Here is a 23,050-nt window from a genome sequence, read left to right on the forward strand (position 1 = left end):
GAACGCATCTTGCTTTTCCATTCGCCATTCGCCACTCGCTATCTGCCCTCTCCCTCCGATCGAGCACTGATATGGCCCATTGGCTCGTCAAATCCGAACCCTCGAAATGGTCCTGGGACCAGCAGGTCGCGGCCGGCGCGGCCGGCACCCATTGGGACGGCGTCAAGAACCACACCGCCAAGCTGAACCTGATGGGCATGAAGCTGGGCGAGCAGGTCTTCTTCTATCATTCCAACGAGGGGCTCGAGGTCGTCGGCATCGTCGAGGTCATCAAGGAAGCCTATATCTGGATCCCCGGCGAGCCTTGGGTGCTGGTCGATTTCAAAGCGGTGAAGACGCTGCCGAAGCCGGTCAGCCTCGCCCAGGTCAAGGCCGAGCCGAAGCTCGCGAATATGTCGCTGGTGAAATCCTTCCGCCTCTCGGTCCAGCCGGTCACCGACGCGGAGTGGGACATCGTCTGCAAGATGGGTGGGCTGTAGGCCGGCCGCTCCCTAACGGGCGCGCGCCTTGGGGGCCGCCGGCTAAGGATAGTAGTGGCGCGTCCGGGGATGGTCCTGTAGCGGCTTCGGCCGGTAAGACAGTGCCGGGTCCTGAAAGCGGTCCTCGATCCTGTCACAGAGACGATCGCTGTCGGCCGAGAGCTTGAGGATGAAGTTGCTCCGGTCGCCGGGTGTCCAGAAGCGGCCCCAGCCGGTGCGTTCGTCATGGTGCTCGCCATTGACTGAGGCCTTGAAGCGATAGGATGCCGGCTCGAAACGCAGGCCGACCTCGGGCGCGGAGCATCTCTCCATCATCCAGGACAAGGCGAAATCCGACAGCGCGCGATTCTCGTATCCGCCGCCGATGTCGGAATGGACACCCGGGAACCAGACCTGCTCGATGGTCTGCTCAGGGTGCTTTTCGGTTTCGTCCCATGGCACGGGTGCGAACACCTTCCGGTTTTCATCGATCGCGAGCGCCTGAAAGCCGAAACGGACACGTCCGCTCAGCTTGGCATCGTGGAAACGGTGGCGCAGGGGGTTGGCCAGATTGGCGATGCCCGGCAGCCCGAGCGCAGCAACGGTGTCGAACACCGCCACCAGATGTACGGGCGCATCGTGGCAGCGGTAGCGCTCGCGATAATGCCGCGCCTTGGCCTTGCGCTCTTCCGCGCCCCGCGGCCCGTAATGGCTCTGATAGATGCCGATCGCCTCGGAGAGGAGCCTGCTTCGGAGCGCCTTCGCGGGGGGCTCGTCGCCCGTGATGTCGAGCCCGTCTTGCAGGCGGTCGGGGACGCCGCAGAGCATGACCGCGGAGGCGAGGCTGCGCACCGTATAGGCGCCCCGGCTGAAGCCGAACACCGCGACGCGGGAATCCTCGCGCCAGCTCCTGACCAGGAAGTCATAACAGTCGTGGATGTTGCGGGTGATGCCGAGACCCGTGCTCTTATCGACCAGGTTGCGCGCCCATGTCGTCCAGTCGAGCCCCTTGCCCGGCTCGCTGCCGACTCCGGGATCGTAAAAGCAGACCTGATCCGGGACATCCCGCGCCCATTCGTAGAGCTTGAAGATGTTGGTCGCGCCGTCATCGACGCGAACCCCGCGCTGCCCCGTGCCATCCGAGAAGATGCAGATGTTTCGCGTCATGATCGCCCCCCAGCCAACAGACGGAACGCTATCGCATTCTCACCAAAACGCAATCATAGGTTGCAATCGATCGGGCGGGGACAAGTCGCTCTCCCCCGAAAGTGCGAGGCCGCGCGGCTTGCTGCAGCGCGCCATGGACCCCTATGATGCCGGCAGCGAACAAGAGGCCCGGCCGCGACCGTCCGCAGCGTCGCAAGGCCAAAGTCGATCGCAAGGCCCAAGTCTGGGGAGGCGCCTGCCATGACCGAGATCATCTATGACGTGCCGGCCGCATGGTCGAAGAAGGCCTGGGCGAGCGACGCCAAGTACAAGAAGCTCTATGCCGCCTCGATCAAGGACCCGGACGCCTTCTGGGGCGAGCAGGGCAAGCGGATCGACTGGTTCAAGCCCTACAGCAAGGTGCGCAACGCCAGCTACAAGCCGGGCAAGGTCTCGATCAAGTGGTACGAGGACGGCACCACCAACGTCGCCTATAATTGCATCGACCGGCACCTGGCGACGCGCGCCAAGCAGACCGCGATCATCTGGGAGGGGGACGACCCGTCCGAGTCCAAGAAGATCTCCTACGGGCAGCTCTACACCGAGGTCTGCAAGTTCGCGAACGTGTTGAAGGCGCAGGGCGTCAAGAAGGGCGACCGCGTCACCATCTACCTGCCGATGATCCCGGAAGCGGCTTACGCGATGCTGGCCTGCGCCCGCATCGGCGCGATCCATTCGGTTGTGTTCGGCGGCTTCTCGCCGGATTCATTGGCCAGCCGCATCGAGGATTCGGATTCGAAGATCGTCATCACCGCCGATGAGGGGCTGCGCGGCGGCCGCTCCGTGCCGCTGAAGAAGAATGTCGACGCCGCCAACGACAAGGTGAAGGGCGGCATCGGCACGGTGCTGGTGGTGAAGCGCACCGGCGGCCAGGTCTCGATGCAGGAAGGCCGCGATCTCTGGTATCACGAGGAGGCCGCCAAGGCCTCGGGCCACTGTCCCCCGGCCGAGATGAAGGCGGAGGACCCGCTCTTCCTGCTCTACACCTCGGGCTCGACCGGCAAGCCCAAGGGCGTGCTGCACACGACCGCCGGCTATCTGGTCTACACCTCGATCACCCATCAGTACGTCTTCGACTACCATGACGGCGACATCTACTGGTGCACGGCCGATGTCGGCTGGGTGACCGGCCACAGCTACATCCTCTACGGGCCGCTCGCCAATGGCGCGACGACCCTGATGTTCGAGGGCATCCCGACCTATCCGACGATCTCGCGCTTCTGGGAGGTCATCGACAAGCACAAGGTCAACACCTTCTACACCGCGCCGACTGCGATCCGCTCGCTGATGGGCGCCGGCGAGGAGCCGGTGAAGAAGACCAAGCGCAAGTCGCTGCGGCTGCTCGGCTCGGTCGGCGAGCCGATCAATCCGGAAGCCTGGGAGTGGTATCACCGCGTCGTCGGCGACCGGCGCTGCCCGATCGTCGACACTTGGTGGCAGACCGAGACCGGCGGCATCCTGATCACGCCGCTGCCGGGCGCGACCAAGCTCAAGCCGGGCTCGGCGACGCGCCCCTTCTTCGGCGTGAAGCCGGAGATCGTCGATGCCGAGGGCAAGGTGCTGGAGGGCGCCTGCGAGGGCAATCTCGTCATCGCCGAGAGCTGGCCGGGCCAGATGCGCACGGTCTATGGCGACCACAAGCGCTTCGAAGAAACCTATTTCGCGACCTATCCGAACAAGTACTTCACCGGCGACGGCTGCCGGCGCGATGCCGACGGCTATTACTGGATCACCGGCCGCGTCGACGACGTCATCAACGTGTCGGGCCACCGCATGGGCACGGCCGAGGTCGAATCCGCGCTGGTCGCGCATCCGTCGGTGTCGGAGGCCGCGGTCGTCGGCTATCCGCACGACATCAAGGGGCAGGGCATCTACGCCTATGTCACGCTGATGGCCGGGGAGAAGCCGAGCGAGGCGCTGCGCAAGGACCTCGTCGCCTATGTCCGCAAGGAGATCGGCCCGATCGCCTCGCCCGACCTGATCCAGTTCGCGCCCGGCCTGCCCAAGACCCGCTCCGGCAAGATCATGCGCCGCATCCTGCGCAAGATCGCCGAGGACGAGTTCGGCGCGCTCGGCGACACCTCGACGCTCGCCGACCCGACGGTGGTCGACGATCTGATCGAGAACCGCCAGAACAAGCGCAAGGCGGGCTGAGCGAAGGGGCAGGCCGGCTACCGATCCGGGCCGGGCCGAAAGGTCGGAGCCCGGAACCCCGGCCCGTCTTCCGCATTGCCTCGCAGGGCGCCGGACGTCATCCTGAGCGCCGGGAATGGCGAGGTGACGCATGGTGCGCGGCTTGGTTTTGGCGGCGGTTCTGGTTCTGGCGCCGCCAGCGGAAGCGGCAGGGCCCTTTGGCAAGATCGTCGTCGGCAACTGGACGGGTGGCGCCTATACCAACGACGCGACGGGCGCCTTTTCGCATTGCGCCGTCAACGCGCCCTATCGCAACGGCACGCGGATGTTCACCTCGATCACCGCCGACTTGAAGTGGCTGATCGGGTTCGCCCACCCCGCCTGGAAGCTGAAGCCCGGCAGCCGGCTCAATCTGCAGCTCGTCTTCGACCGGACCTCCCGGATCGACGTGACCGCCGAAGCCAAGACGCCGACCTTGCTGGCGATTGCGATGCCCGCCGAGTCGCAGTTGATCGGCGCCTTCCGACAGGGGCGCATTCTCGAAATGGTCGCCAATGACCAGCGCCTGACCTTTGCCCTCACCTCGACCAGCGAGATGCTGCCGGCGCTGGTCGAATGCGCCAAGCAGAGCGCGAGCCTGCGCGGGCCGGTCAATCCTGCCACACCCTCCGCTCCCGCCGCGCCCACCGAGGCGGAGCGGCAAGCCAGGGCCGAAAAGCGGGTCGTGCTGGAAAAGACGCGGGATCTCATCCGCGCCCGCATGCTGGCCTGCATCGGCCGCGAGGGCGGCCCCATGCTCGCCACCGACGAGAAGGCGGAGGTGGTGGCCAAGGCGGCGATGATCTTCTGCAAGGCCGATGTCGACGCGCTCGCTCAGGCGATCATCGAGATCCAGGAGCATGACGGCGCCCGCCCGGTCGATCGCGAAGCGGTGCGTCGCGCCGCGACCCAGAGCGTGCAGGACGTCGTCGTCGCCCAGATCGTCAAGTCGCGCGGCGAGATGCTCAACCGCCGCAACCAGCCGCCGGCGACGTCTTCACCGAGCAGCGAGAAGGCGATCTAGAGCGGGCGGGCGCTGGGGCGCCGGCGGCGCTGGCGCCTGCTGCGGCCGCTTATCCCCGCATCGCCGAACCCGTTGACAATGGCGCGTTTCCGCCGAGGAGGTCGCCATGTCGATCCACCCATCCGCGTCGTTCCGGCCGGCTGAAGCGGCCGGGATCACGCGCCTGCGCCGCAGCCTGATCCGCCTGCAGGACGAAACGCGGCTGCTGCGCCGCGATCTCCTGCGTCGCAGATACGACCCCTCCCAGCCGCGCGTCCCGGCCGGCAGCAGCGGTGGCGGGCAGTGGACCAGTGACGCGGGCGGCGGCGGTGGCAGCCACAGTCCCATGCCCGGCTTCGGCCCGGAGGGCGGGCTGGCGGAAGCCGGCCCCGGAGACGGGTTCGTCGTCGACGAGACCGGCGAGGAAACCTGGGCCTTCTACGAGGAAAGTCGCGACGAGGCGGGCGATGTCGCGGAACGAGCGATCGTAAACCGCGACGGCAGCACGATCCATTCCGAATATGCCGCCTCCCGCCAGGCTGGCTTCGACGAGCGCCACACGGTCACGACGTCCGAGGGCGACAAGGTCACCTTCGAGACGATCGAGCGCACCCAGACGATGCGGATTGGAGGGCCCGACGGCGAGATCGTCGGCCGGACGGTCTGGACTCCTGGCGGGCCGGAGCCGGACGCCACGATCCAGCCGGCTTTTGCGCCGCTTGCCGTCGCTCCCGCGCTCATTATCGGCGGCGCGATCCTGTTCAACTGGCAGTCGTCCCAGAACGGCGATGGCCAGCAGGCCGTCACGGCGTTCGAGGCCAATGAGTATCGCCCGAGTTCGCCAAATCTGCTCGATCTACGTTTTGCCGGCCGTGTGAGCCAGGAAGAAGCTGAGGCCGCCTGCAAGTGCCTGCCCGACCTGCAGGTGCGGCTCGACGATGTGGTGGCAAGGGCGGGGTCCGTCAAAGACTACCCCTTCGGCTGCAGTCTACGGGACCTATGTTCACCAGCGTCTCAGAGAGCAGATCGACGCGATGGGCCGCGTGGACTTGCGTGCTGAAGTGTCCGCTTACAAAATCGCCGCTGAAACCAGCGGCGATACGACGCCGCGTTACGGATATCCCAGAACCATACGCATTGATGCGGTCGAGTATCGGGAGGATGGCACTGTGTGCGTCTACGACTTCAAGACGGGTCGGGCTGGGATGACGCAGCAGCGATTTCTGGAATTGGGAGGCGCCGGCTATGTGCGGCGCCGCCAGTCGACAAGAGCCATCGTCATTCAGGTGCGGCCGACGAGACGATGACGACGAAGCGGCAAATCCTGTCCCTCTACCGCCCTCTGCTCGAGCGGCATTCCGATCTCGCCCTGATCCAGGCGAAGTTTGGGCCCCTCGTGGTTCTGAAGCCGATCCATCATCTGATCCGTGGATTCCGTGTCCAGCGGACGGCCTATTCGGATTATCCCGAGTATCACTGGGATGTCGGCTTCACGTTCTGGCACAAGGCATCAGTCTATGGTGTCGCCGGAACCAATTTCGTCACGCCGGACATCAAGACGATGTACTGGTCCCATCCCCATCACGAAGCTGCTTTCATCGACAGCATCGAGACAGAGATCCTGCCCATCCTGCGCTCGGTCGGGACAATTCAGGCCCTTCTCTCGTTCAGCCATCCGATGGAGCCCCGCTGGCGATGGCGTCTCGAACTCCCGGTCAACCAGATGTGCCTGCAGGCCGCCCTGGGCGACTTCGCGGCCGTTGCAAGGGCCTCAGCCGAAATGCGGGCGAAAGGCCCCCTGCAATTGCCCTGGTGGGGTGAGGAAACCTATGGCGACATGATGGAGGGACTCTTGCCGTTTTGCGAGGCGGGGGATCGGGCGGGCGTCGCGGCGCTTCTGCATCACTGGGAAGACAACTTCATCGCGACACATGGCCTGCAGGCTCTGCACGAGAAGACGCCATTTCCGGTTGAACATCGGAGTGAGTGATGCCCGTCGCGCCCTGTTTCATCGACGTCAGGCCGAGGCGATGACAACGAAGAAGCAGGTCAAATCGCTATGGTCTGAACTGCTCGCACGGCAGGACGACCTCTTCCTCGCGGATCGGTTCGTGATTCTGAAGCCGCAACGGCATGTCACGCGATCGATTTCGATCGACCGCAGTTGGGATGCGGACTACCCGCGCTTCTGCTGGCATATCGGGCCTGCCTTCGATCCCGTTGGAGGCCTGGGCGGGCTGGGTCAGCAACCGATCTTCCTGGAGCGTGGCAAGCCGAACCGCTGGTCGCAGCAAGGGTTCGTCGACACGGTGTTCGATGCGCTCGAACGCCGCATTCTGCCCATGCTGCGGGGTGTTCACGACATCGATGACATGATGCAGCTCGAGGGCGACGACTTCGAGTACATGCGGTGGCTCAACCACGATCAGCCCTGTCGGATCGCGGTCCTCGCTGCGCAGGGACGCTTCGAAGACGTTCTCCCCATCTATGGGACCATCAAGGACTGGCACCTGACGATGACGGATGCCTGGCAGCCCCGTTTCGAGCGGGCCAGCCGGCTGGGCGCGCTGGTGGCGGCCGGGGATCGGGCGGGCGTCGCCGGCCTCCTCCATCAATGGGAAGAGGCGTTTGTCGCCCGCAACAGACTCGAGCCCATCTATGAGAAGACGCCTTTCCCCTGTGAAGCCGGCCTTATCGTCTGATCACTCCGCCGCCAGCCGGGGCGGCGGCAGCGGCAGCTTCATCTGGGCGGCGGCCTCGGGTCGGGCGTGGCCTTCCTCCGGAATCGCCTCCCAGAGGCTCTCATCCTCCGCCTTGCTGAAGAAGCGGCCGAAGATGCGGCCCGTCAGCTTCGAGAGGTCGTCCATCACCGCGTAGAAGGACGGCACGAAGACGAGGGAAAGGACGGTCGAGACGAGCAAGCCGCCGATCACCGCGATCGCCATCGGCGCGCGGAACTCGCCGCCATCGCCGACGCCATAGGCGGAGGGCAGCATGCCGGCGGCCATGGCGATCGTCGTCATCACGATCGGGCGGGCGCGCTTGCGGCCGGCCTCGAGCAGGGCGGTGCGGCGGTCCTTGCCGCGGCCTTCCTCCTCCACCGCGAAATCGACCAGCATGATCGCGTTCTTGGTGACGATGCCCATCAGCATGAGCAGGCCGATATAGACCGGCATCGAGACCGGCTTGGCGGTCGCCAGCAGGGCGATGACCACGCCGCCGAAGGAGAGCGGCAGCGAGAGCAGGATCGTGATCGGCTGGAAGACCGAGCCGAAGAGCAGGATCAGCACCGCCAGCACCAGCATCAGCCCGGTCGTCATCGCCTGGATGAAGCCGGCGACGACCTCGCCCTGGATTTCGGCATCGCCGGTCGCGGCGATCCAGACGCCGTCAGGCAGGCCGACCTCCTTGACGATCTGGTGGAAGGTCTCCTGCGCCGTGCCCAGTTCGAAGCCGCGCTTGAGATCGGCGCCGATGGCGGCGCGGCGGACGCGGTCATAGCGGTCGATCGATGACGGACCCTCGCCGAAGCCGATCTCGGCGACCGCGGTCAGCGGCACCGAGACGCCGCTCGTGTTGGTGACGCGCAGCGCCGCGATGTTGCGGATGTCGGCGCGGGCGGCCTCGTCCAGTTGCACGCGGATCGGCACCAGCCGGTCGCCGGCGTTGAACTTGGCGAGATTGGCGCCGACATCGCCGATGGTGGCGACGCGCACGGCCTCCGAGATCGCTTCGGGCGTGACGCCGAGGCTTGCGGCCGCTTCGAGCTTGGGCCGCACCGTCAGCTCCGGGCGCGAGAGCGAGCCCGAGGTCGCGACGTTGAGATAGCCGTCGATCTTGCGCATCCGGCTCTCGATGCGGGCCACCGCCTCGTCGAGGGCTGCCCCATCCTTGGAGAGGATCGAGAAGGCCATTTCGCGCTCGCCGCGCTCGTTGACATACCAGGCACGGACATCCGGCACGCTGGCGAGCTTTTCGGCGATGACGACCTTGAGGTCTTTCTGGCGCGCCGTGCGCTCGGATTTCGGCTTCAGCTTGATGGTCACGGCGGCACGGCGCACCTCGCGCTGGCCGGTCGGCGAGGCACCGCCGAGCACGAAGACCTGCGTCACCTCGGGAATGGTGCGCAGCGCATCGACGATCTGGTCGGTGGTGACGCGGGTATCCTCCAGCGTCGAGCCCGGCGGCAATTCCACCGAGGCGACGACGCGCGAGGTGTCCTCGTCCGGGATGAAGCCGGTCGGCAGCAGCGCGGTGGCGTGGATCGAGCCCCAGAGGAAAGCGAAGCCCACTACCAGCGTGAGATAGGACATATTGAAGGGCATGGAGCGCCAGCGCCCCGTCCCGTCGAAGCGCGGCACGAGCGGGATGCGGCGCGAGGCGGTCGTCGCCCTCAGCAGACCGACATAGCCGCGCATGACGACCCCGTCCTTGGGGTCCTCATGCTTGACCGGTTTCATCAGATAGGCCGCCATCATCGGCGTGATCAGCCGCGCCACCAGCAGCGAGAACAGCACCGCCACCGCGACCGTGAGCCCGAACTGGCGGAAATACTGCCCCGCCACGCCGCCCATGAAGGAGACGGGTGCAAAGATCGCGACGATGGTGAGCGTGATCGCGATGACGGCCAGGCCGATCTCGTCGGCGGCCTCCATCGCGGCGCGATAGGGCGATTTCCCCATCCGCATGTGCCGGACGATGTTCTCGATCTCGACGATGGCGTCGTCGACCAGGATGCCGGTGACGAGGGTGATGCCGAGCAGGCTGACGAGGTTGAGCGAAAAGCCCATCAGCTCCATCGCCCAGAAGGTCGGGATCGCCGAGAGCGGCAGCGCGATTGCGGTGATCAGCGTCGCGCGCCAGTTCTTCAGGAAGAGGAAGACGACGAGCACGGCGAGCGCCGCGCCTTCCAGCAGCGTCATCATCGCCGCCTTGTAGTTGCCGTAGGTGTAGGCGACGGCGTCGTCGATCGGCTTCAGCGTGATGTCGGGATAGCGCTTGTTCAGTTCGGCGATGCGCGCGGCGACGACCTCCTTGACCGAGAGCTCGCTGGAGCCCTTCGAGCGGAAGACCGCGAAGGAGACGACCGGGCTCTTGTCGAGCCGGCCGAAGGAGCGCGGCTCGGAATTGCTGTCCTCGACGCGGCCGAGTTCCTTGAGGCGTACCTCGCGCCCGCCCGAGAGCGTGATCTTGGTCTCGGCCAGCTCGGCGACGGTGCGCGCGCCGGCGAGCGTGCGGATCGCCTGTTCCTGCCCGCCGACCTCGCCGCGCCCGCCGGCGAGATCGACATTGGTCGCGCGAATCTGGCGGTTGACCTCGCCGGCCGTGGTGCCGAGCGCCAGCAGCCGGTCGGGATCGAGCGAGATGCGGATTTCCCGGTCGACGCCGCCATAGCGGTCGACGCGGCCGACGCCCTTCAGCCCCTGCAATTCGCGCGCGACGACGTCATCGACATGCCAGGAGAGCTGTTCCAGCGTCATCCCGGCCGAGAAGGCGCCATAGCTCAGGATCGACTGCCCCTCGACATCGATGCGCTGGATGATCGGCTCGTCGATCGTCCGCGGCAGGTCGGCGCGGATCTTGGCGATGGCGTCCTTGACGTCGTTGACGGCGCGGTCGGTGTTCACCTCCAGCCGGAACTCGATCACCGTCTGGGACTGGCCGTCGGTCAGCGTCGACATGACGTGCTTGACGCCGGTGATGTTGGCCACCGCGTCCTCGACGCGCTTGGAAACCTGGCTCTCCAGCTCGGAGGGCGCGGCGCCGGACTGGGTCACCGTCACCGAGACCAGCGGCACGTCGATGTTCGGAAAGCGCGTGACCGGCAGCTTCGAGAAGGAGAGCAGCCCGAGCACGCAGAGCACGACGAAGAGCAGGATCGAGGGCACCGGCTTGCGGATCGACCAGGCGGAGAAGTTGATGTTCACCGGGTGCTCCCGTCAATTCGTCGGGACGGGGGTGATGACGTCGCCGTCGCGCACGAAGGTGCCGGCGCGCGCCACCACCGTCTCGCCCTCGGCGATGCCGGAGACGATTTCGGCGCGCCCGCCGCCGATGAGCCCGAGCTTGACCGGCTTGGTCGTGACCTTGCCGTCCGTGACGCTCTGCACCGTCGCGCCCGAGCGGGCATAGGTGATCGCCGAGAGCGGCAGTGTGACGGCAGTCTTGCGCCCGGTCTCGATGACGCCGCGGGCGAAGGAGCCGATCGCGACCGGCGGGTTGCCGGTGAGCTCGACGCGGACCCGGCCGAGCCGCGAGGCCTTGTCGACCTCGGGGGCGATCAGCCGGATGGTGCCGGCGAGCGCCTGCGACGCTCCGGCCGGGGTCACCGCCACCGGCTGGCCGACCTTCAACCCCGGCAGCTCGACCTCGGCGACTTCGGCCTCCAGTTCGACCGCGCCGTCGGCGATGATCCGGAACAGCGGCTCCGACGCCGCCATGGCGGCGGTGCCGCCGAGCTTGGCGTTGCGGCGGCTGACGATGCCGCCCCGCGGCGCCTTGATCTCGGTGCGGCCGAGCTTGACCTCGATGTCGCGGCCCTGCGCCTTCGCCAAGGCGAGATCGGCCGTGGCGATGGCCAGCGCCTGATTGGCGGAGTTGACCCGGGCCCGTGCGGCACGTGCCGCGGCGGCGCGCTGGTCGAAGGTCTCGTTCGAGACGTTGCCGCTGCTGCGCAGTGTCTGGGTCCGCTCGAAATTGTTCTCGGCGGCGACGAGATTGGCCTGCGCCTCGCCGATCTGGGCATTGGCCTGGGCAATCGCCGCCTCCGCGCGGGCGATTTGCGCGTCGTTCTGGGTCTTCTGGACCTCGAGCGTGGTGCGCGAGAGCCGGGCGAGCACCTGGCCGGCGGACACTCGGTCACCCTCCTCGGCCAGCAGCGCGACAATGGCGAGCCCGTCGACCTCCGGCTGCACCAGCACCTCGTCGCGGGCGATCATCGAGCCTGAGACGACGACGCTCTGCACAATCTCGGAGAGACCGGCCTTGGTGACGGTGACGGAAGGCCCGGCCGACGGAGCTGCGGCGGGGGCCGGCGTCTGGGCCTGGGCGGGTGCGAGACCGGCGACCAGCAGCGACAGGGCGGCGATGCGCGCGAGCCTGGCGGACATGCGGGAGAGTTCCTGTTGAACGGGGGCGGTGGGTCGATGGGAGGCGGCAGCGCTCATGATACGTCGCCCGCATCGGAACGGAGCAGCACGCGGGCGAGGCCGCGCATCGCGACGAACAAGGTGTCGGCCGCCCCGGCGGCATCGAAGCCGGGATCGGTGGCGCGCCGGCAGAAGAAGCCGTCCGCCATCATGAAGATGGCCTGCAGGAAGCGGGCCTCGTCCAGATCGGCCGGCAGTTCCCCGTTGGCCTTGGCGCCGGCGATGGCTTCGGCCAGGCCGCCGACCACCGTCCCGTCGATGGCGGCGCACATGCGGGCCATCTCGGGATTGCGCGCGGCCTCGGCCCAGATCTGGATGCAGAGGATGGCCCGCTCGCGCGGCTCCTCGACGAGATGGCGGCGGCCGAGCGCCTCGAGCTGATCGAGCAGCGGGCCTTTCGCCGGGTCGAGGGCGGCGAAATCGGCTGCGATCTGCTGGCGGTCGCGCTCCGCCATGGCCGCAATGATGGCGTCCTTGGAGGCGAAGTAGCGGTAGAGATTGCCCGGGCTCATGCCGGCCTCGGCCGCGACATCCTGCATGGTGGCGGCGTGGAAACCGGCGCGCGCGAAGACGCTCTCCGCCGCATCGAGAATGCGGGTCCGGCGCTCGTTGGGTGCGCGCTCGGCGGGCAGGGCACTGACAGTGGGGGGCACAGGCGATCCCGGAAATGAGAATGAACGTTCATTCTCATGCCATTCACGGCTTCGTGAGTCAAGATTGGACGGGATCGGAAGGGAACGGCACTGTCACGCCAGGTGCGACATGCGGCCGGGGCAGCCGGGCCATGCCGCCGCCGGCTCACAAATTGCTTGCGCCGGAAGTCGGTCCCTCACAGTCTCCGTCGGCCCGACATCTCCGACCTGTCCGCTTTCTCCCGCCCATGGCCGCTGCCGAATCCGCGATGACTGCTGACGCCCCGACCGCGCGACCGCCCCGCCGCTCCGTGCCGCGACGACGCCCTCCGAGACCCGCTCCCAGGCCTGTCCTGATCGTCCTGCATCAAGAGCATTCGACGCCCGGGCGTGTCGGCCGCCTGCTGCAGGCGCGCGGCCATGCGCTCGATATCCGCAAGCCGCGCTATGGCGACCCGCTGCCGGAGACGATGCGCGATCATGCCGGCGCCGTGATCTTCGGCGGGCCGATGTCAGCCAATGACCCGGATGATTTCGTCAAGGCCGAGATCGACTGGATCAATATCTGCCTGAAGGAGGAGGCGCCCTATCTCGGGATCTGCCTGGGCGCGCAGATGCTGGCGCGGACGCTGGGTGGCCGGGTCTACACTCATCCGGAGGGGCGGGCCGAAGTCGGCTATTACGGGCTCGACCTCACCGATCATGGCCGCGCGCATGCGGTGGAGGCCGGCTTCGACTGGCCCGCCACCGTCTATCAATGGCATCGCGAGGGCTTCGATTGCCCGCCCGGTGCGGAGTGTCTCGCGACAGGCGGGGATTTTCCGATCCAGGCGATCCGCTCGGGGCCACGCGCCTATGGCGTGCAGTTTCACCCCGAGGTGACGCCGGCGATGATGTGCCGCTGGTCGGTGCGCGGGCATGAGCGGACCCTGATGCCGGGCGCGCAGCTGCGCCATCTGCATCTCGAGGGCTGGTATCAGCACGATCCGGCGATCCGCCGCTGGCTCGACGGCTTCCTCGACCATTGGCTCGCCGCAGAAACGGACCCCGCGTGACCCGTACAGCCTTCGTTCTCGGCGCCGGCATGGTCGGCGTCTCCTGCGCGCTCTCGCTCCAGAAGCGCGGCTTCGCGGTCACCCTGATCGACCGGCGCGAGCCCGGCCAGGAGACGTCCTATGGCAATGCCGGCGTGCTGGCGCGCTCCTCGATCGTGCCGCTCAACAATCCAGGCCTCTACGGCAAGATCACCAGCTATCTCGGCAACCGCCATCCGGCGCTGAACCTCGACTGGTCGCGCGCGCTCACCCGCCCCGGCTGGCTGCTGCGCTTCCTCTGGGAGGCGCGGGCCTCGAAGGCGGCCGCCCGCATCGCCGCGCTGGAATCGCTCACCGGCAGCACGGTGGAGCGGCACCGCGCGCTGATGGCGGAGGCGGGGGTGTCGCACCGCCTGCGCGAGACCGGCACGCTCAAGCTCTGGCGCACGGAAGCCGGCCATGCGGCGGCGCAGGCCGAGCATGACTTCCTGAAGGCCCATGGCATCGCCGCGCAGGTGCTCGACCGGCAGGGCATTTCGGGCGTCGAACCGGCGCTGAAGCCGATCTTCCATGCCGGGCTGCTCTGCCTGGAGAATGCCTCGGTGGATTCGCCGGGCGCCGTGACGCAGGCCTATGCCGAGCTCTTCCGGCAGCGCAGCGGCCGCATCGAGAAGGCGGACGCGCAGCGGCTGGAGCGCGGCGCTTCCGGCTGGCGGGTGGCGACGGCGCAGGGCGGCTTCGAGGCCGACATCGCCGTCGTCGCGCTCGGGCCCTGGAGCATGGATCTGCTGGCGCCGCTCGGGATCGACCCGAAGCTCGATGTCGAGCGCGGCTATCACCGGCATTTCAAGGCTGAGCCGGGAGCCCGGCTGTCGCGGCCGGTGTACGATGTCGACGCCGCCTATTTCATGGCGCCGATGGAGGAGGGCTATCGCGTCACCAGCGGCGTCGATCTCAGCCGCCGCGATGCGCCCGATAACCACCGCCAGATCGACCAGGTCACGGTGAGCGCGCAGGAAGCGTTTCCGCTGGAGGACGGCTTCGCGACCACCTGGCGCGGCGCGCGGCCGACCCTGCCGGATTCACTGCCGATGATCGGCGAGGCGCCGCGCCATCCCGGTCTCTGGCTCGCCTTCGGCAACCAGCATCTGGGGTTCTCGACCGGGCCGATCACCGGCGAGATCGTCGCCGCGCTGGTCTGCGGCGAGACGCCGCCGGTGGATCCGACGCCGTTCGCGCCGGGGCGGTATATCGGCTGAGTGTACAGGTCGGGCCGCGCCGTCATGCTCGCCCTTGTGGCGAGCATCCACGTCTTTCTCACAGGGCTCGACTGTCGAAGACGTGGATGGTCGGGACAAGCCCGACCATGACGGAAAGGGCGTGCCTTTTATTGAGACGACGTCCGTCGCGTCAGACGGCCGCGCTCGCGGATTTTTGGCGGCTCAGACCTGACGCGCGACCATCATCTTCTTGACCTCCGCGATCGCCTTGGCCGGGTTCAGACCCTTCGGGCAGGCGTTGGCGCAGTTCATGATGGTGTGGCAGCGATAGAGCCGGAAGGGGTCCTCGAGATTGTCGAGGCGCTCGCCGGTCTGCTCGTCGCGTGAGTCGATCAGCCAGCGATAGGCCTGCAGCAGGGCTGCCGGGCCGAGGTAGCGGTCGCCGTTCCACCAGTAGCTCGGGCAGGACGTCGTGCAGCAGGCGCAGAGGATGCACTCGTAGAGGCCGTCGAGCTTCTCGCGGTCCTCGCGGCCCTGCTTCCACTCTTTTTCGGGCGCCGGCGTCGTGGTCTGCAGCCAGGGCTCGATCGAGGCGTGCTGGGCATAGAACTGGGTCAGGTCCGGCACCAGGTCCTTGATCACCGGCATATGCGGCAGCGGGTAGATCGCGACACGGCCCTTGGAGCCGCATTCGTCGATGCCGGTGGTGCAGGCGAGCCCGTTCTTGCCGTCCATGTTCATGGCGCAGGAGCCGCAGATGCCCTCGCGGCAGGAGCGGCGGAAGGTCAGCGTCGGGTCGATCTTGGACTTGATCCAGATCAGCGCCTCGAGAACCATCGGCCCGCAATCCTCGCGGTCGACGAAATAGGTGTCGGTGCGCGGATTCTCGGTGTCGTCGGGGCTCCAGCGATAGACCTTGAACTCGGTCAGCTTGGCGGCCCCGGCCGGCTTCGGCCAGGTCTTACCCTCGACGAGGCGGGAGTTCTGCGGGAGTTTGAATTCGGCCATCTGTCAAATCGTCCTCAGTACACCCGCGCCTTGGGCTTGATGTACTCGATGTCGTTCGAGAGCGTGTAGGTGTGGACCGGGCGGTCGTCGAGCGTGACGGTGCGCTTCTCGTCGTCGATCCAGGACAGGGTGTGCTTCATCCAGTCCTTGTCGTCGCGGTTCGGATAGTCCTCGCGGGCATGGGCGCCGCGGCTCTCGGGGCGGTTCAGCGCCGAGTCCATGGTGACGACGGCCTGGGTGATCAGGTTGTCGAACTCCAGCGTCTCGATCAGGTCCGAGTTCCAGATCAGCGAGCGGTCCTTAGTGCCGATGTCGGTGATGCCGGCCCAGACCTCGTGGATGAGCTTGTGGCCCTCTTCCAGCGTCTCGCCGGTGCGGTAGACGGCGCAGTTGTCCTGCATCGTGCGCTGCATCCGGCCGCGCAGGTCGGCGGTCGGCGTGCCGCCTGCGGCGTTGCGGTACTTGTCGAGGCGCGACAGCGCGAGATCGGCCGAGTTCTTCGGCAGTTCGGGCTGCTTCTCGCCCGCCGTCACCGTGTCGGCGCAGCGCAGGCCGGCGGCGCGGCCGAACACCACGAGGTCGATCAGCGAGTTCGAGCCGAGGCGGTTGGCGCCGTGGACCGAGACGCAGGCCGCCTCGCCGATCGCCATCAGGCCGGGCACCACGGTGTCGGGATTGCCGTCGACCTTGGTCAGCACCTCGCCGTGGAAGTTCGTCGGGATGCCGCCCATGTTGTAATGGACCGTCGGCAGCACCGGGATCGGCTCGCGGGTGACGTCGACGCCGGCGAAGATCTTGGCGCTCTCGGAGATGCCGGGCAGGCGCTCGTGCAGGATCTTCGGGTCGAGATGGTCGAGATGCAGGTAGATGTGGTCCTTGTTCTTGCCGACGCCGCGGCCGCCGCGGATCTCCATCGTCATCGAGCGGGAGACGACGTCGCGCGAGGCGAGGTCCTTAGCCGAGGGGGCATAGCGCTCCATGAAGCGCTCGCCTTCCGAATTGGTGAGATAGCCGCCCTCGCCGCGGGCGCCCTCCGTGATCAGGCAGCCGGCGCCGTAGATGCCGGTCGGGTGGAACTGCACGAACTCCATGTCCTGCAGCGGCAGGCCGGCGCGCAGCACCATGCCGCCGCCGTCGCCGGTGCAGGTATGGGCCGAGGTCGCGGAGAAATAGGCGCGGCCATAGCCGCCGGTCGCCAGGATCGTCTGCTGCGAGCGGAAGCGGTGGATCGTGCCGTCGTCCATCTTCAGCGCGACCACGCCGCGGCAATGCCCGTCCTCATCCATGATGAGGTCGATGGCGAAATACTCGATGAAGAACTCGGTGTTGTAGCGCAGCGCCTGGCCATAGAGCGTGTGCAGCATGGCGTGGCCGGTGCGGTCGGCGGCGGCGCAGGTGCGCTGGGCCGGCGGACCCTCGCCGAATTCGGTGGTCATGCCGCCGAAGGGGCGCTGGTAGATCTTGCCGTCCTCGGTGCGCGAGAAGGGCACGCCCCAATGCTCGAGCTCATAGACGGCGGCCGGCGCGTTGCGGACGAGATACTCGATCGCGTCCTGGTCGCCGAGCCAGTCCGACCCCTTGACGGTGTCGTACATGTGCCACTGCCAGGTGTCCTTGCCCATATTGCCGAGCGAGGCGGCGACGCCGCCCTGGGCCGCGACGGTGTGCGAGCGGGTCGGGAACACCTTGGAGATGCAGGCCGTGCGCAGGCCGGCTTGCGAGCAGCCGACGGTGGCGCGCAGCCCGGCGCCGCCGGCGCCCACCACGACAACGTCGAAGGTGTGGTCGGTGATCGGATAGGCCTGGCCGGTATAGGCCGGGGCCTGTCGGGACTTGGTGATCGCCATCGGATCAGCCTCCAAAGGACAGCTTCAGCACCGCATAGGCGCAAGCCGCGCCGATCGCGATCGCGAAGAAGGTATTGGCCATTACGGCCGCGATCTTGGCGCCCTCACCATGGACATAGTCCTCGATGATGACCTGCATGCCGATGCGCATGTGCACGCAACCGGATACGACGAAAAGCAGCATCAGGATCGCCACCAGCGGGTGCGACAGAATGGCGAGCGCCGCCGGATAGGGCTTGCCGGCGAGCGAAATCACGATGCCGAGGAAGATCAGCGTCAGGACGAGGTTCGACACCGCCGTCATGCGCTGCAGCCAGAAATGGCCGGTGCCGGACTTGGCCGAGCCGAGGCCGCGGACGCGCGAAAGCGGGGTGCGGAGCGAGGAGTGGGACTGCATCGGCTCTCTCCTCAGCGCACGGCCAAAGCGACGATCCAGACGAGCAGGGTCAGCCCGCCCGAGAAGACCACGCTGTATTTCGCCAGGTTCATCCGGGTCTGCGGGTCGTAGCCCTTGCCCATGTCCCAGATGAAATGGCGCACGCCGCCGGCCATGTGGTGCAGCAGCACGAAGGAATAGCCGAACAGGACGAGGCGGCCGAACCAGGAGCCCGCGATCGCCTGCGCGGTGTCGAAGGCGGCCGGGCCCGAGGCGGCGGCGACGAGCCAGGCCGCGATGAGCACCGTGCCGGCATAGAGCGCGACGCCGGTGGCGCGATGGGCGATGGACATCGCCATCGTCCAGGACCAGCGATAGATCTGCAGATGCGGCGAGAGCGGACGCGCCGCCTGTTTGATCTCGGCCAAGATCGTTCTCCGTGGGAAACGCCCGGGGACGGGCCTATCCATTTGGGATCATTCTAGAGTGTCTGGCTGTCTATCGAAACCACTCCGCCGCTGCAATGCGGCATGACGACAGCGTGGTGACAGAATACAGAATCTGTCAGCGGTTACAGAATCGCTAACGCGGCAGCAGGGCCCAGTAGTCGAGATCGAGGATGACGTCGGGATCGTAGCCCTCGCCCGTCTTCAACGGGTGGTCGGCGCAGGGGCGGTTCTTGGTCGCGACCAGCCGCAGCCGCAGCGCGCCGACATCCTCGCGGCCGGGCAGCTCAGCCACTTCCAGCACCTCGCTCCAGGCGAAGACGGTGTCGCCGGCGAAGAGCGGCGCGACATGGCGCCCGCCGTTCAGCGCCGCGATGTGGAAGGCGTTGCCGAGCCCATTGAAGGAGAGCGCGCGGGCCAGGCTGATGACATGGCCGCCATAGATCAGGCGCTTGCCGAAGCGGGTGGAGCGGGCGCCGTGGCCATCGAAATGGACCTTGGCGGTGTTCTGGTAGAGCCGGGTCGCGATCTGGTGCTCGGCTTCTTCCACCGTCATGCCGTCGACATGGTCGATGCGTTCGCCCGGCGCGTAATCGCCCCAGCGGAAGCGGCTGCCGGCGAGCGCGTCGTCATAGGCCGAGAGATCGAGCGGCGGGCAGCCCTCGCCGAGTTCCTCCGGCAGCACCGCCTTGGGTAGCTCCGGCACCTGCTCGGCATGGGCCGGCGTGCCGGGCGTGCGTTTGCGCACCAGCACCCAGCGCGCATAGCTCAGCACGATCTCGCCATGCTGGTTGCGGCCGATCGAGCGAACATAGACGATGCCGGCATCGCCGGCCGAGGTCTGCTTCAGCCCGATCACCTCCGAGGTGGTCGAGAGCGTGTCGCCCGGAAAGACCGGCTTCAGGAAGCGTCCGTCGGCATAGCCGAGATTGGCGACCGCATTCACCGAGACGTCCGGAACCGTCTTGCCGAAGACGATGTGGAAAACGAGGAGGTCGTCGACCGGGGCCGTGGGATAGCCGATCGCCTGGGCGAAGGCATTCGAGGACTGCACCGCGAAACGCGGCCCGTAGAGCGCGGTGTAGAGCGAGACGTCGCCGGCCGTGACCGTGCGCGGCGTCGCATGGACGATCACGTCACCGAGGTGGAAATCCTCGAAGAAGCGCCCGGCGCTGGTCTTCGGGACGGGGTTCTGGGTCGATCCGGGCATGGGCTCGCTCGCTGGCTGCGCGCGATTGTGCGCTGCGATGGGCGGCGCCGTCCAGCCCGCGCGGATGCGACGAAGGGCGGGGCACGGTCGTTCAAGCCCTTGGCCCTTATCCTGAGGAGCCGCGTCAGCGGCGTCTCGAAGGATGCGTCAGCAGGCTCCGGAACGATCTGGAGCATCCTTCGAGACGCGCTCTGCGAGCGCTCCTCAGGATGAGGGCTGAGCGAAACGCTGGCTCGGGCCTGCAGCGCGCCCCGGAAAGGACGGCAGAGGCGCACCGGGCGCCTCAGATATACTGCCCGTGGCAGTGCTTGTACTTCTTGCCCGAGCCGCAGGGGCAGGGCTCGTTGCGGCCGACCTTGCCCCAGCTCGCGGGGTCGGCCGGGTTGCGCTCGAGCACGGCCGTATCGGCCTCCAGCGCGGCGAACTGCATCCCGCCCGGGCCGTAGCCGCCGAAGGGCGGCGGCAGCGTGTCCTGCGCCGGCGGGGCGGTGTCCTCGGGCTGCTCGAAGCGGACTTCGATGCGCATCAGATTGCCGGTCACCTGCTCGCGCAGGCGGCCGATCAGCCCGTCGAACAGCTCGAAGGCCTCCTGCTTGTACTCGTTCAGCGGGTCGCGCTGGGCATAGCCGCGCCAGCCGATGACCTGGCGCAGATGGTCGAGCGTGACCAGATGCTCGCGCCAGAGCGTGTCGAGCGTCTGCAGCAGCACCTGCTTCTCGACATAGGTCATGACCTCGTCGGTGTTGCGGGCAATGCGGGCGGCATAATCCTCGTCGGCGATCTTGCGGATGCGCTCGCGCAGCTCGGCGTCGGCGATGCCTTCCTCCTTGGCCCATTCCTCGATCGGCAGGTCGAGATTGAGGAACTGCAGCACGCCCTCCTTGAGCGCGGCGGTGTCCCACTGCTCGGGATAGGCCTCTTCGGGGATGTGCCTCGTCACCAGATCGTCGGCGACGCCCTGGCGCATGTCGTCGATGGTCTCGCGCACGCTGGCCTGGCGCATGAAGTCGCGGCGCTGTTCGAAGACGACCTTGCGCTGGTCGTTCATGACGTCGTCGTATTTCAGGATGTTCTTGCGGATGTCGAAGTTGCGCGCCTCGACCTTTCCTTGCGCCTTCTCGACCGCCTTGTTGATCCAGGGATGGACGATCGCCTCGTCCTCCTTGAGGCCGAGCTTGGTCAGCATGCCGTCCATACGGTCCGAGCCGAAGATCCGCATCAGGTCGTCCTGCAGCGACAGGAAGAACTTGGAGCGGCCGGGGTCGCCCTGGCGGCCGGCGCGGCCGCGCAGCTGGTTGTCGATGCGGCGGCTCTCATGCCGCTCGGTGCCGACGATGTAGAGCCCGCCGGCCTTGAGGACCCGCTGCTTGAAATCGGCCACTTCGGCGCGGATGCGGGCGGCCTGCGCTTCGCGCTCGGGCCCTTCCTCCATGCCGGCGAGATCATGGGCGATCCGCATCTCGGCATTGCCGCCGAGCTGGATGTCGGTGCCGCGGCCGGCCATGTTGGTGGCGATGGTGATGGCGCCCGGCACGCCGGCCTGGGCGACGATATAGGCCTCCTGCTCGTGGAAGCGGGCGTTCAGCACGGCGAAGGCGCGCGAGGGCTTGCCCTGGCGGGCCGCCTCGTAGATCGGCTCCAGCGCCTTGGGATCGGTGAAATCGATCAGCTTGAAGCCGTCCTTCTCCAGCATCTCGGCGATCAGCTCGGAGCGCTCGATCGAGGTCGTGCCGACGAGCAGCGGCTGGCCGGCCTCCTGCGCCGCCTTGATCTCGCGGATCACGCCGCGGACCTTCTCCTCGAAGGTGCGGTAGACCTCGTCATCCTCGTCCTTGCGCGCGACCGGGACGTTGGTCGGGATCTCGACGACCTCGAGCTTGTAGATCTGGAAGAACTCGTCGGCCTCGGTCGCGGCCGTGCCGGTCATGCCGGCGAGCTTGGAATAGAGCCGGAAATAGTTCTGGAAGGTGATCGAGGCCAGCGTCGCGTTCTCGGGCTGGACGGTGACCCGCTCCTTGGCCTCGAGCGCCTGGTGGAGGCCTTCCGAATAGCGCCGCCCCGGCATCATGCGGCCGGTGAACTCGTCGATGATGACAACCTCGTCGCCGCGGACGATGTAGTCCTTGTCGCGCGTGAACAGGGTGTGGGCGCGCAGCGCCTGGTTGACGTGATGGACGAGGGTGACGTTCTGAGCGTCGTAGAGATCGCCCTCCTTGAGCAGCCCGGCCTCGCGCAGGAGCTCCTCGATATGCTCGTTGCCGGCCTCCGTCAGCGAGACCGCGCGCTGCTTCTCGTCGACCTCGTAATCGCCCTTCACCAAACCGGGCAGGACCTTGTCGATCGAGACATAGAGGTCCGACTTGTCGTCGAGCGGGCCGGAGATGATCAGCGGCGTGCGCGCCTCGTCGACCAGGATCGAGTCGACCTCGTCGACAATGGCGAAGTGGTGGCCGCGCTGGCTCATCTGCGCGACGTCATACTTCATGTTGTCGCGGAGATAATCGAAGCCGAATTCGTTGTTGGTGCCGTAGGTGATGTCGCAGGCATAGGCGCGCTGGCGCTCCTCGTCGTCGATGCCGTGGACGATGATGCCGACGCTGAGGCCGAGGAAGTTGTAGAGCTTCGCCATCCATTCCGCGTCGCGGCGGGCCAGGTAGTCGTTGACGGTGACGACGTGGACGCCCTTGCCTTCCAGCGCGTTGAGATAGGTCGGCAGGGTGGCAACCAAGGTCTTGCCCTCGCCGGTCTTCATCTCGGCGATGGCGCCCTCGTGCAGCACCATGCCGCCGATGAGCTGGACGTCGTAGGGCCGCTGGCCGAGCACGCGTTTGGCCGCCTCGCGCACGGTCGCGAAGGCCGGAACCAGCAGATCGTCGAGCTTGGCGCCCTTGGCGAGCTGCTCGCGGAAGGCGGCGGTCCGGGCCTGGAGCGCCTCGTCGCTCAGCGCCGAGACCTCCTTCTCCAGCGCGTTGATCGCGGCCACGCGGGAGCCGTAGCCCTTGACGCGCCGATCGTTCGACGAGCCGAAGAGTTTCTTTGCGAGCGCGCCAAGCATGGTCGGCCTTTCGGTGGTGTGGCTCCGGCGCCGCGCCGGCCTTGCGCCGCGTCCAGCCGGAACCTGAATTCTCAATGCGACGGCGTGTTTAGACGCGCGCGAAGGCGGGGTCCAGCATTGCCTTGCGGCGCCGCACGCCGTTGGCGCGCAGCGCGGTACGAACCCGCGCGGACCGCCCGGATGTAGGGTTGGCTGCGGGATCTTCCAAGTCCAGGCTCCGGCAGCCGGGGGAGTG

19 protein-coding genes are annotated in these 23,050 nt (G+C 67.2%); 9 read left to right on the forward strand and 10 right to left on the reverse strand.

The annotated features are described in order from the left end of the window. Positions 1-71 precede the first annotated feature (71 nt). Complete coding sequence (locus ACFPN9_RS27300; RefSeq protein WP_066723905.1) at positions 72-479, forward strand: EVE domain-containing protein; 408 nt, start codon at positions 72-74, stop codon at positions 477-479. Positions 480-521: 42 nt separating this feature from the next. Here ACFPN9_RS27300 and ACFPN9_RS27305 read toward each other — a convergent pair whose 3' ends face one another. Next, positions 522-1,625, reverse strand: coding sequence for a DUF2235 domain-containing protein (locus ACFPN9_RS27305; RefSeq protein ID WP_066723902.1), 1,104 nt, complete (start codon positions 1,623-1,625; stop codon positions 522-524). A gap of 240 nt (positions 1,626-1,865) precedes the next feature. On the opposite strand from ACFPN9_RS27305, the gene acs reads away from it, so the two are divergent. From acs to ACFPN9_RS27335, 6 genes are all read left to right on the forward strand, one after another. After that, on the forward strand, positions 1,866-3,818 hold the full coding sequence (gene acs / locus ACFPN9_RS27310) for an acetate--CoA ligase (RefSeq protein ID WP_066723900.1): 1,953 nt from the start codon (positions 1,866-1,868) through the stop codon (positions 3,816-3,818). A gap of 130 nt (positions 3,819-3,948) precedes the next feature. Beyond that, positions 3,949-4,860, forward strand: coding sequence for a hypothetical protein (locus ACFPN9_RS27315; protein ID WP_066723897.1), 912 nt, complete (start codon positions 3,949-3,951; stop codon positions 4,858-4,860). 106 nt (positions 4,861-4,966) lie between these two features. Beyond that, positions 4,967-5,899 carry a hypothetical protein gene (locus tag ACFPN9_RS27320; RefSeq protein ID WP_066723894.1) on the forward strand — a complete coding sequence of 311 codons (933 nt, stop codon included), beginning with the start codon at positions 4,967-4,969 and terminating at the stop codon, positions 5,897-5,899. Further along, positions 5,874-6,146, forward strand: coding sequence for a hypothetical protein (locus tag ACFPN9_RS27325; protein ID WP_156446626.1), 273 nt, complete (start codon positions 5,874-5,876; stop codon positions 6,144-6,146). The genes ACFPN9_RS27320 and ACFPN9_RS27325 overlap by 26 nt, the downstream gene beginning before the upstream one ends. Beyond that, the gene (locus ACFPN9_RS27330; RefSeq protein WP_066723891.1) at positions 6,143-6,829 is read left to right on the forward strand and encodes a hypothetical protein; all 687 of its coding nucleotides are present in this window, start codon (positions 6,143-6,145) and stop codon (positions 6,827-6,829) included. Before ACFPN9_RS27325 ends, ACFPN9_RS27330 begins: the two co-directional genes overlap by 4 nt. Then, positions 6,822-7,541, forward strand: coding sequence for a hypothetical protein (locus tag ACFPN9_RS27335; RefSeq protein WP_156450156.1), 720 nt, complete (start codon positions 6,822-6,824; stop codon positions 7,539-7,541). Before ACFPN9_RS27330 ends, ACFPN9_RS27335 begins: the two co-directional genes overlap by 8 nt. Here the strand turns inward: ACFPN9_RS27335 and ACFPN9_RS27340 are convergent, their stop codons facing one another. The 3 genes from ACFPN9_RS27340 to ACFPN9_RS27350 are packed head-to-tail and all read right to left on the reverse strand — an operon-like array spanning position 7,542 to position 12,640. After that, on the reverse strand, positions 7,542-10,766 hold the full coding sequence (locus ACFPN9_RS27340; protein ID WP_066723880.1) for an efflux RND transporter permease subunit: 3,225 nt from the start codon (positions 10,764-10,766) through the stop codon (positions 7,542-7,544). It lies immediately after the preceding gene. Between the two features lie 12 nt (positions 10,767-10,778). Further along, positions 10,779-11,948 carry an efflux RND transporter periplasmic adaptor subunit gene (locus tag ACFPN9_RS27345; RefSeq protein WP_066723878.1) on the reverse strand — a complete coding sequence of 390 codons (1,170 nt, stop codon included), beginning with the start codon at positions 11,946-11,948 and terminating at the stop codon, positions 10,779-10,781. A 53-nt stretch (positions 11,949-12,001) separates the two neighbouring features. Continuing rightward, positions 12,002-12,640 carry a TetR/AcrR family transcriptional regulator gene (locus ACFPN9_RS27350; RefSeq protein WP_066723876.1) on the reverse strand — a complete coding sequence of 213 codons (639 nt, stop codon included), beginning with the start codon at positions 12,638-12,640 and terminating at the stop codon, positions 12,002-12,004. 248 nt (positions 12,641-12,888) lie between these two features. On the opposite strand from ACFPN9_RS27350, the gene ACFPN9_RS27355 reads away from it, so the two are divergent. Together ACFPN9_RS27355 and ACFPN9_RS27360 are read left to right on the forward strand one after the other, a co-directional pair. Then, the gene (locus tag ACFPN9_RS27355; RefSeq protein WP_066724106.1) at positions 12,889-13,674 is read left to right on the forward strand and encodes a glutamine amidotransferase; all 786 of its coding nucleotides are present in this window, start codon (positions 12,889-12,891) and stop codon (positions 13,672-13,674) included. Beyond that, positions 13,671-14,912, forward strand: a complete 1,242-nt coding sequence (locus ACFPN9_RS27360) for an NAD(P)/FAD-dependent oxidoreductase (RefSeq protein WP_245282311.1) — start codon at positions 13,671-13,673, stop codon at positions 14,910-14,912. Before ACFPN9_RS27355 ends, ACFPN9_RS27360 begins: the two co-directional genes overlap by 4 nt. Before the next feature lie 183 nt (positions 14,913-15,095). Here ACFPN9_RS27360 and ACFPN9_RS27365 read toward each other — a convergent pair whose 3' ends face one another. The 6 genes from ACFPN9_RS27365 to secA form a co-directional block, all read right to left on the reverse strand. Next, complete coding sequence (locus tag ACFPN9_RS27365) at positions 15,096-15,881, reverse strand: succinate dehydrogenase iron-sulfur subunit (RefSeq protein ID WP_377817932.1); 786 nt, start codon at positions 15,879-15,881, stop codon at positions 15,096-15,098. Positions 15,882-15,895: 14 nt separating this feature from the next. After that, positions 15,896-17,728 (reverse strand): succinate dehydrogenase flavoprotein subunit, encoded by a 1,833-nt coding sequence (sdhA, locus tag ACFPN9_RS27370; protein WP_066723870.1) that lies wholly within the window; start codon positions 17,726-17,728, stop codon positions 15,896-15,898. 4 nt (positions 17,729-17,732) lie between these two features. Next, on the reverse strand, positions 17,733-18,125 hold the full coding sequence (gene sdhD, locus ACFPN9_RS27375; protein ID WP_066723867.1) for a succinate dehydrogenase, hydrophobic membrane anchor protein: 393 nt from the start codon (positions 18,123-18,125) through the stop codon (positions 17,733-17,735). 11 nt (positions 18,126-18,136) lie between these two features. After that, positions 18,137-18,532 (reverse strand): succinate dehydrogenase, cytochrome b556 subunit, encoded by a 396-nt coding sequence (gene sdhC / locus ACFPN9_RS27380; RefSeq protein WP_066723864.1) that lies wholly within the window; start codon positions 18,530-18,532, stop codon positions 18,137-18,139. A 154-nt stretch (positions 18,533-18,686) separates the two neighbouring features. After that, positions 18,687-19,760 (reverse strand): MaoC family dehydratase, encoded by a 1,074-nt coding sequence (locus ACFPN9_RS27385; protein WP_066723861.1) that lies wholly within the window; start codon positions 19,758-19,760, stop codon positions 18,687-18,689. A gap of 283 nt (positions 19,761-20,043) precedes the next feature. Further along, positions 20,044-22,815, reverse strand: a complete 2,772-nt coding sequence (secA, locus tag ACFPN9_RS27390; RefSeq protein WP_066723858.1) for a preprotein translocase subunit SecA — start codon at positions 22,813-22,815, stop codon at positions 20,044-20,046. Between the last annotated feature and the right edge of the window lie 235 nt (positions 22,816-23,050).

The sequence above is a fragment of the Allobosea massiliensis genome, assembly GCF_042655245.1.
GTDB lineage: Bacteria > Pseudomonadota > Alphaproteobacteria > Rhizobiales > Beijerinckiaceae > Allobosea > Allobosea massiliensis.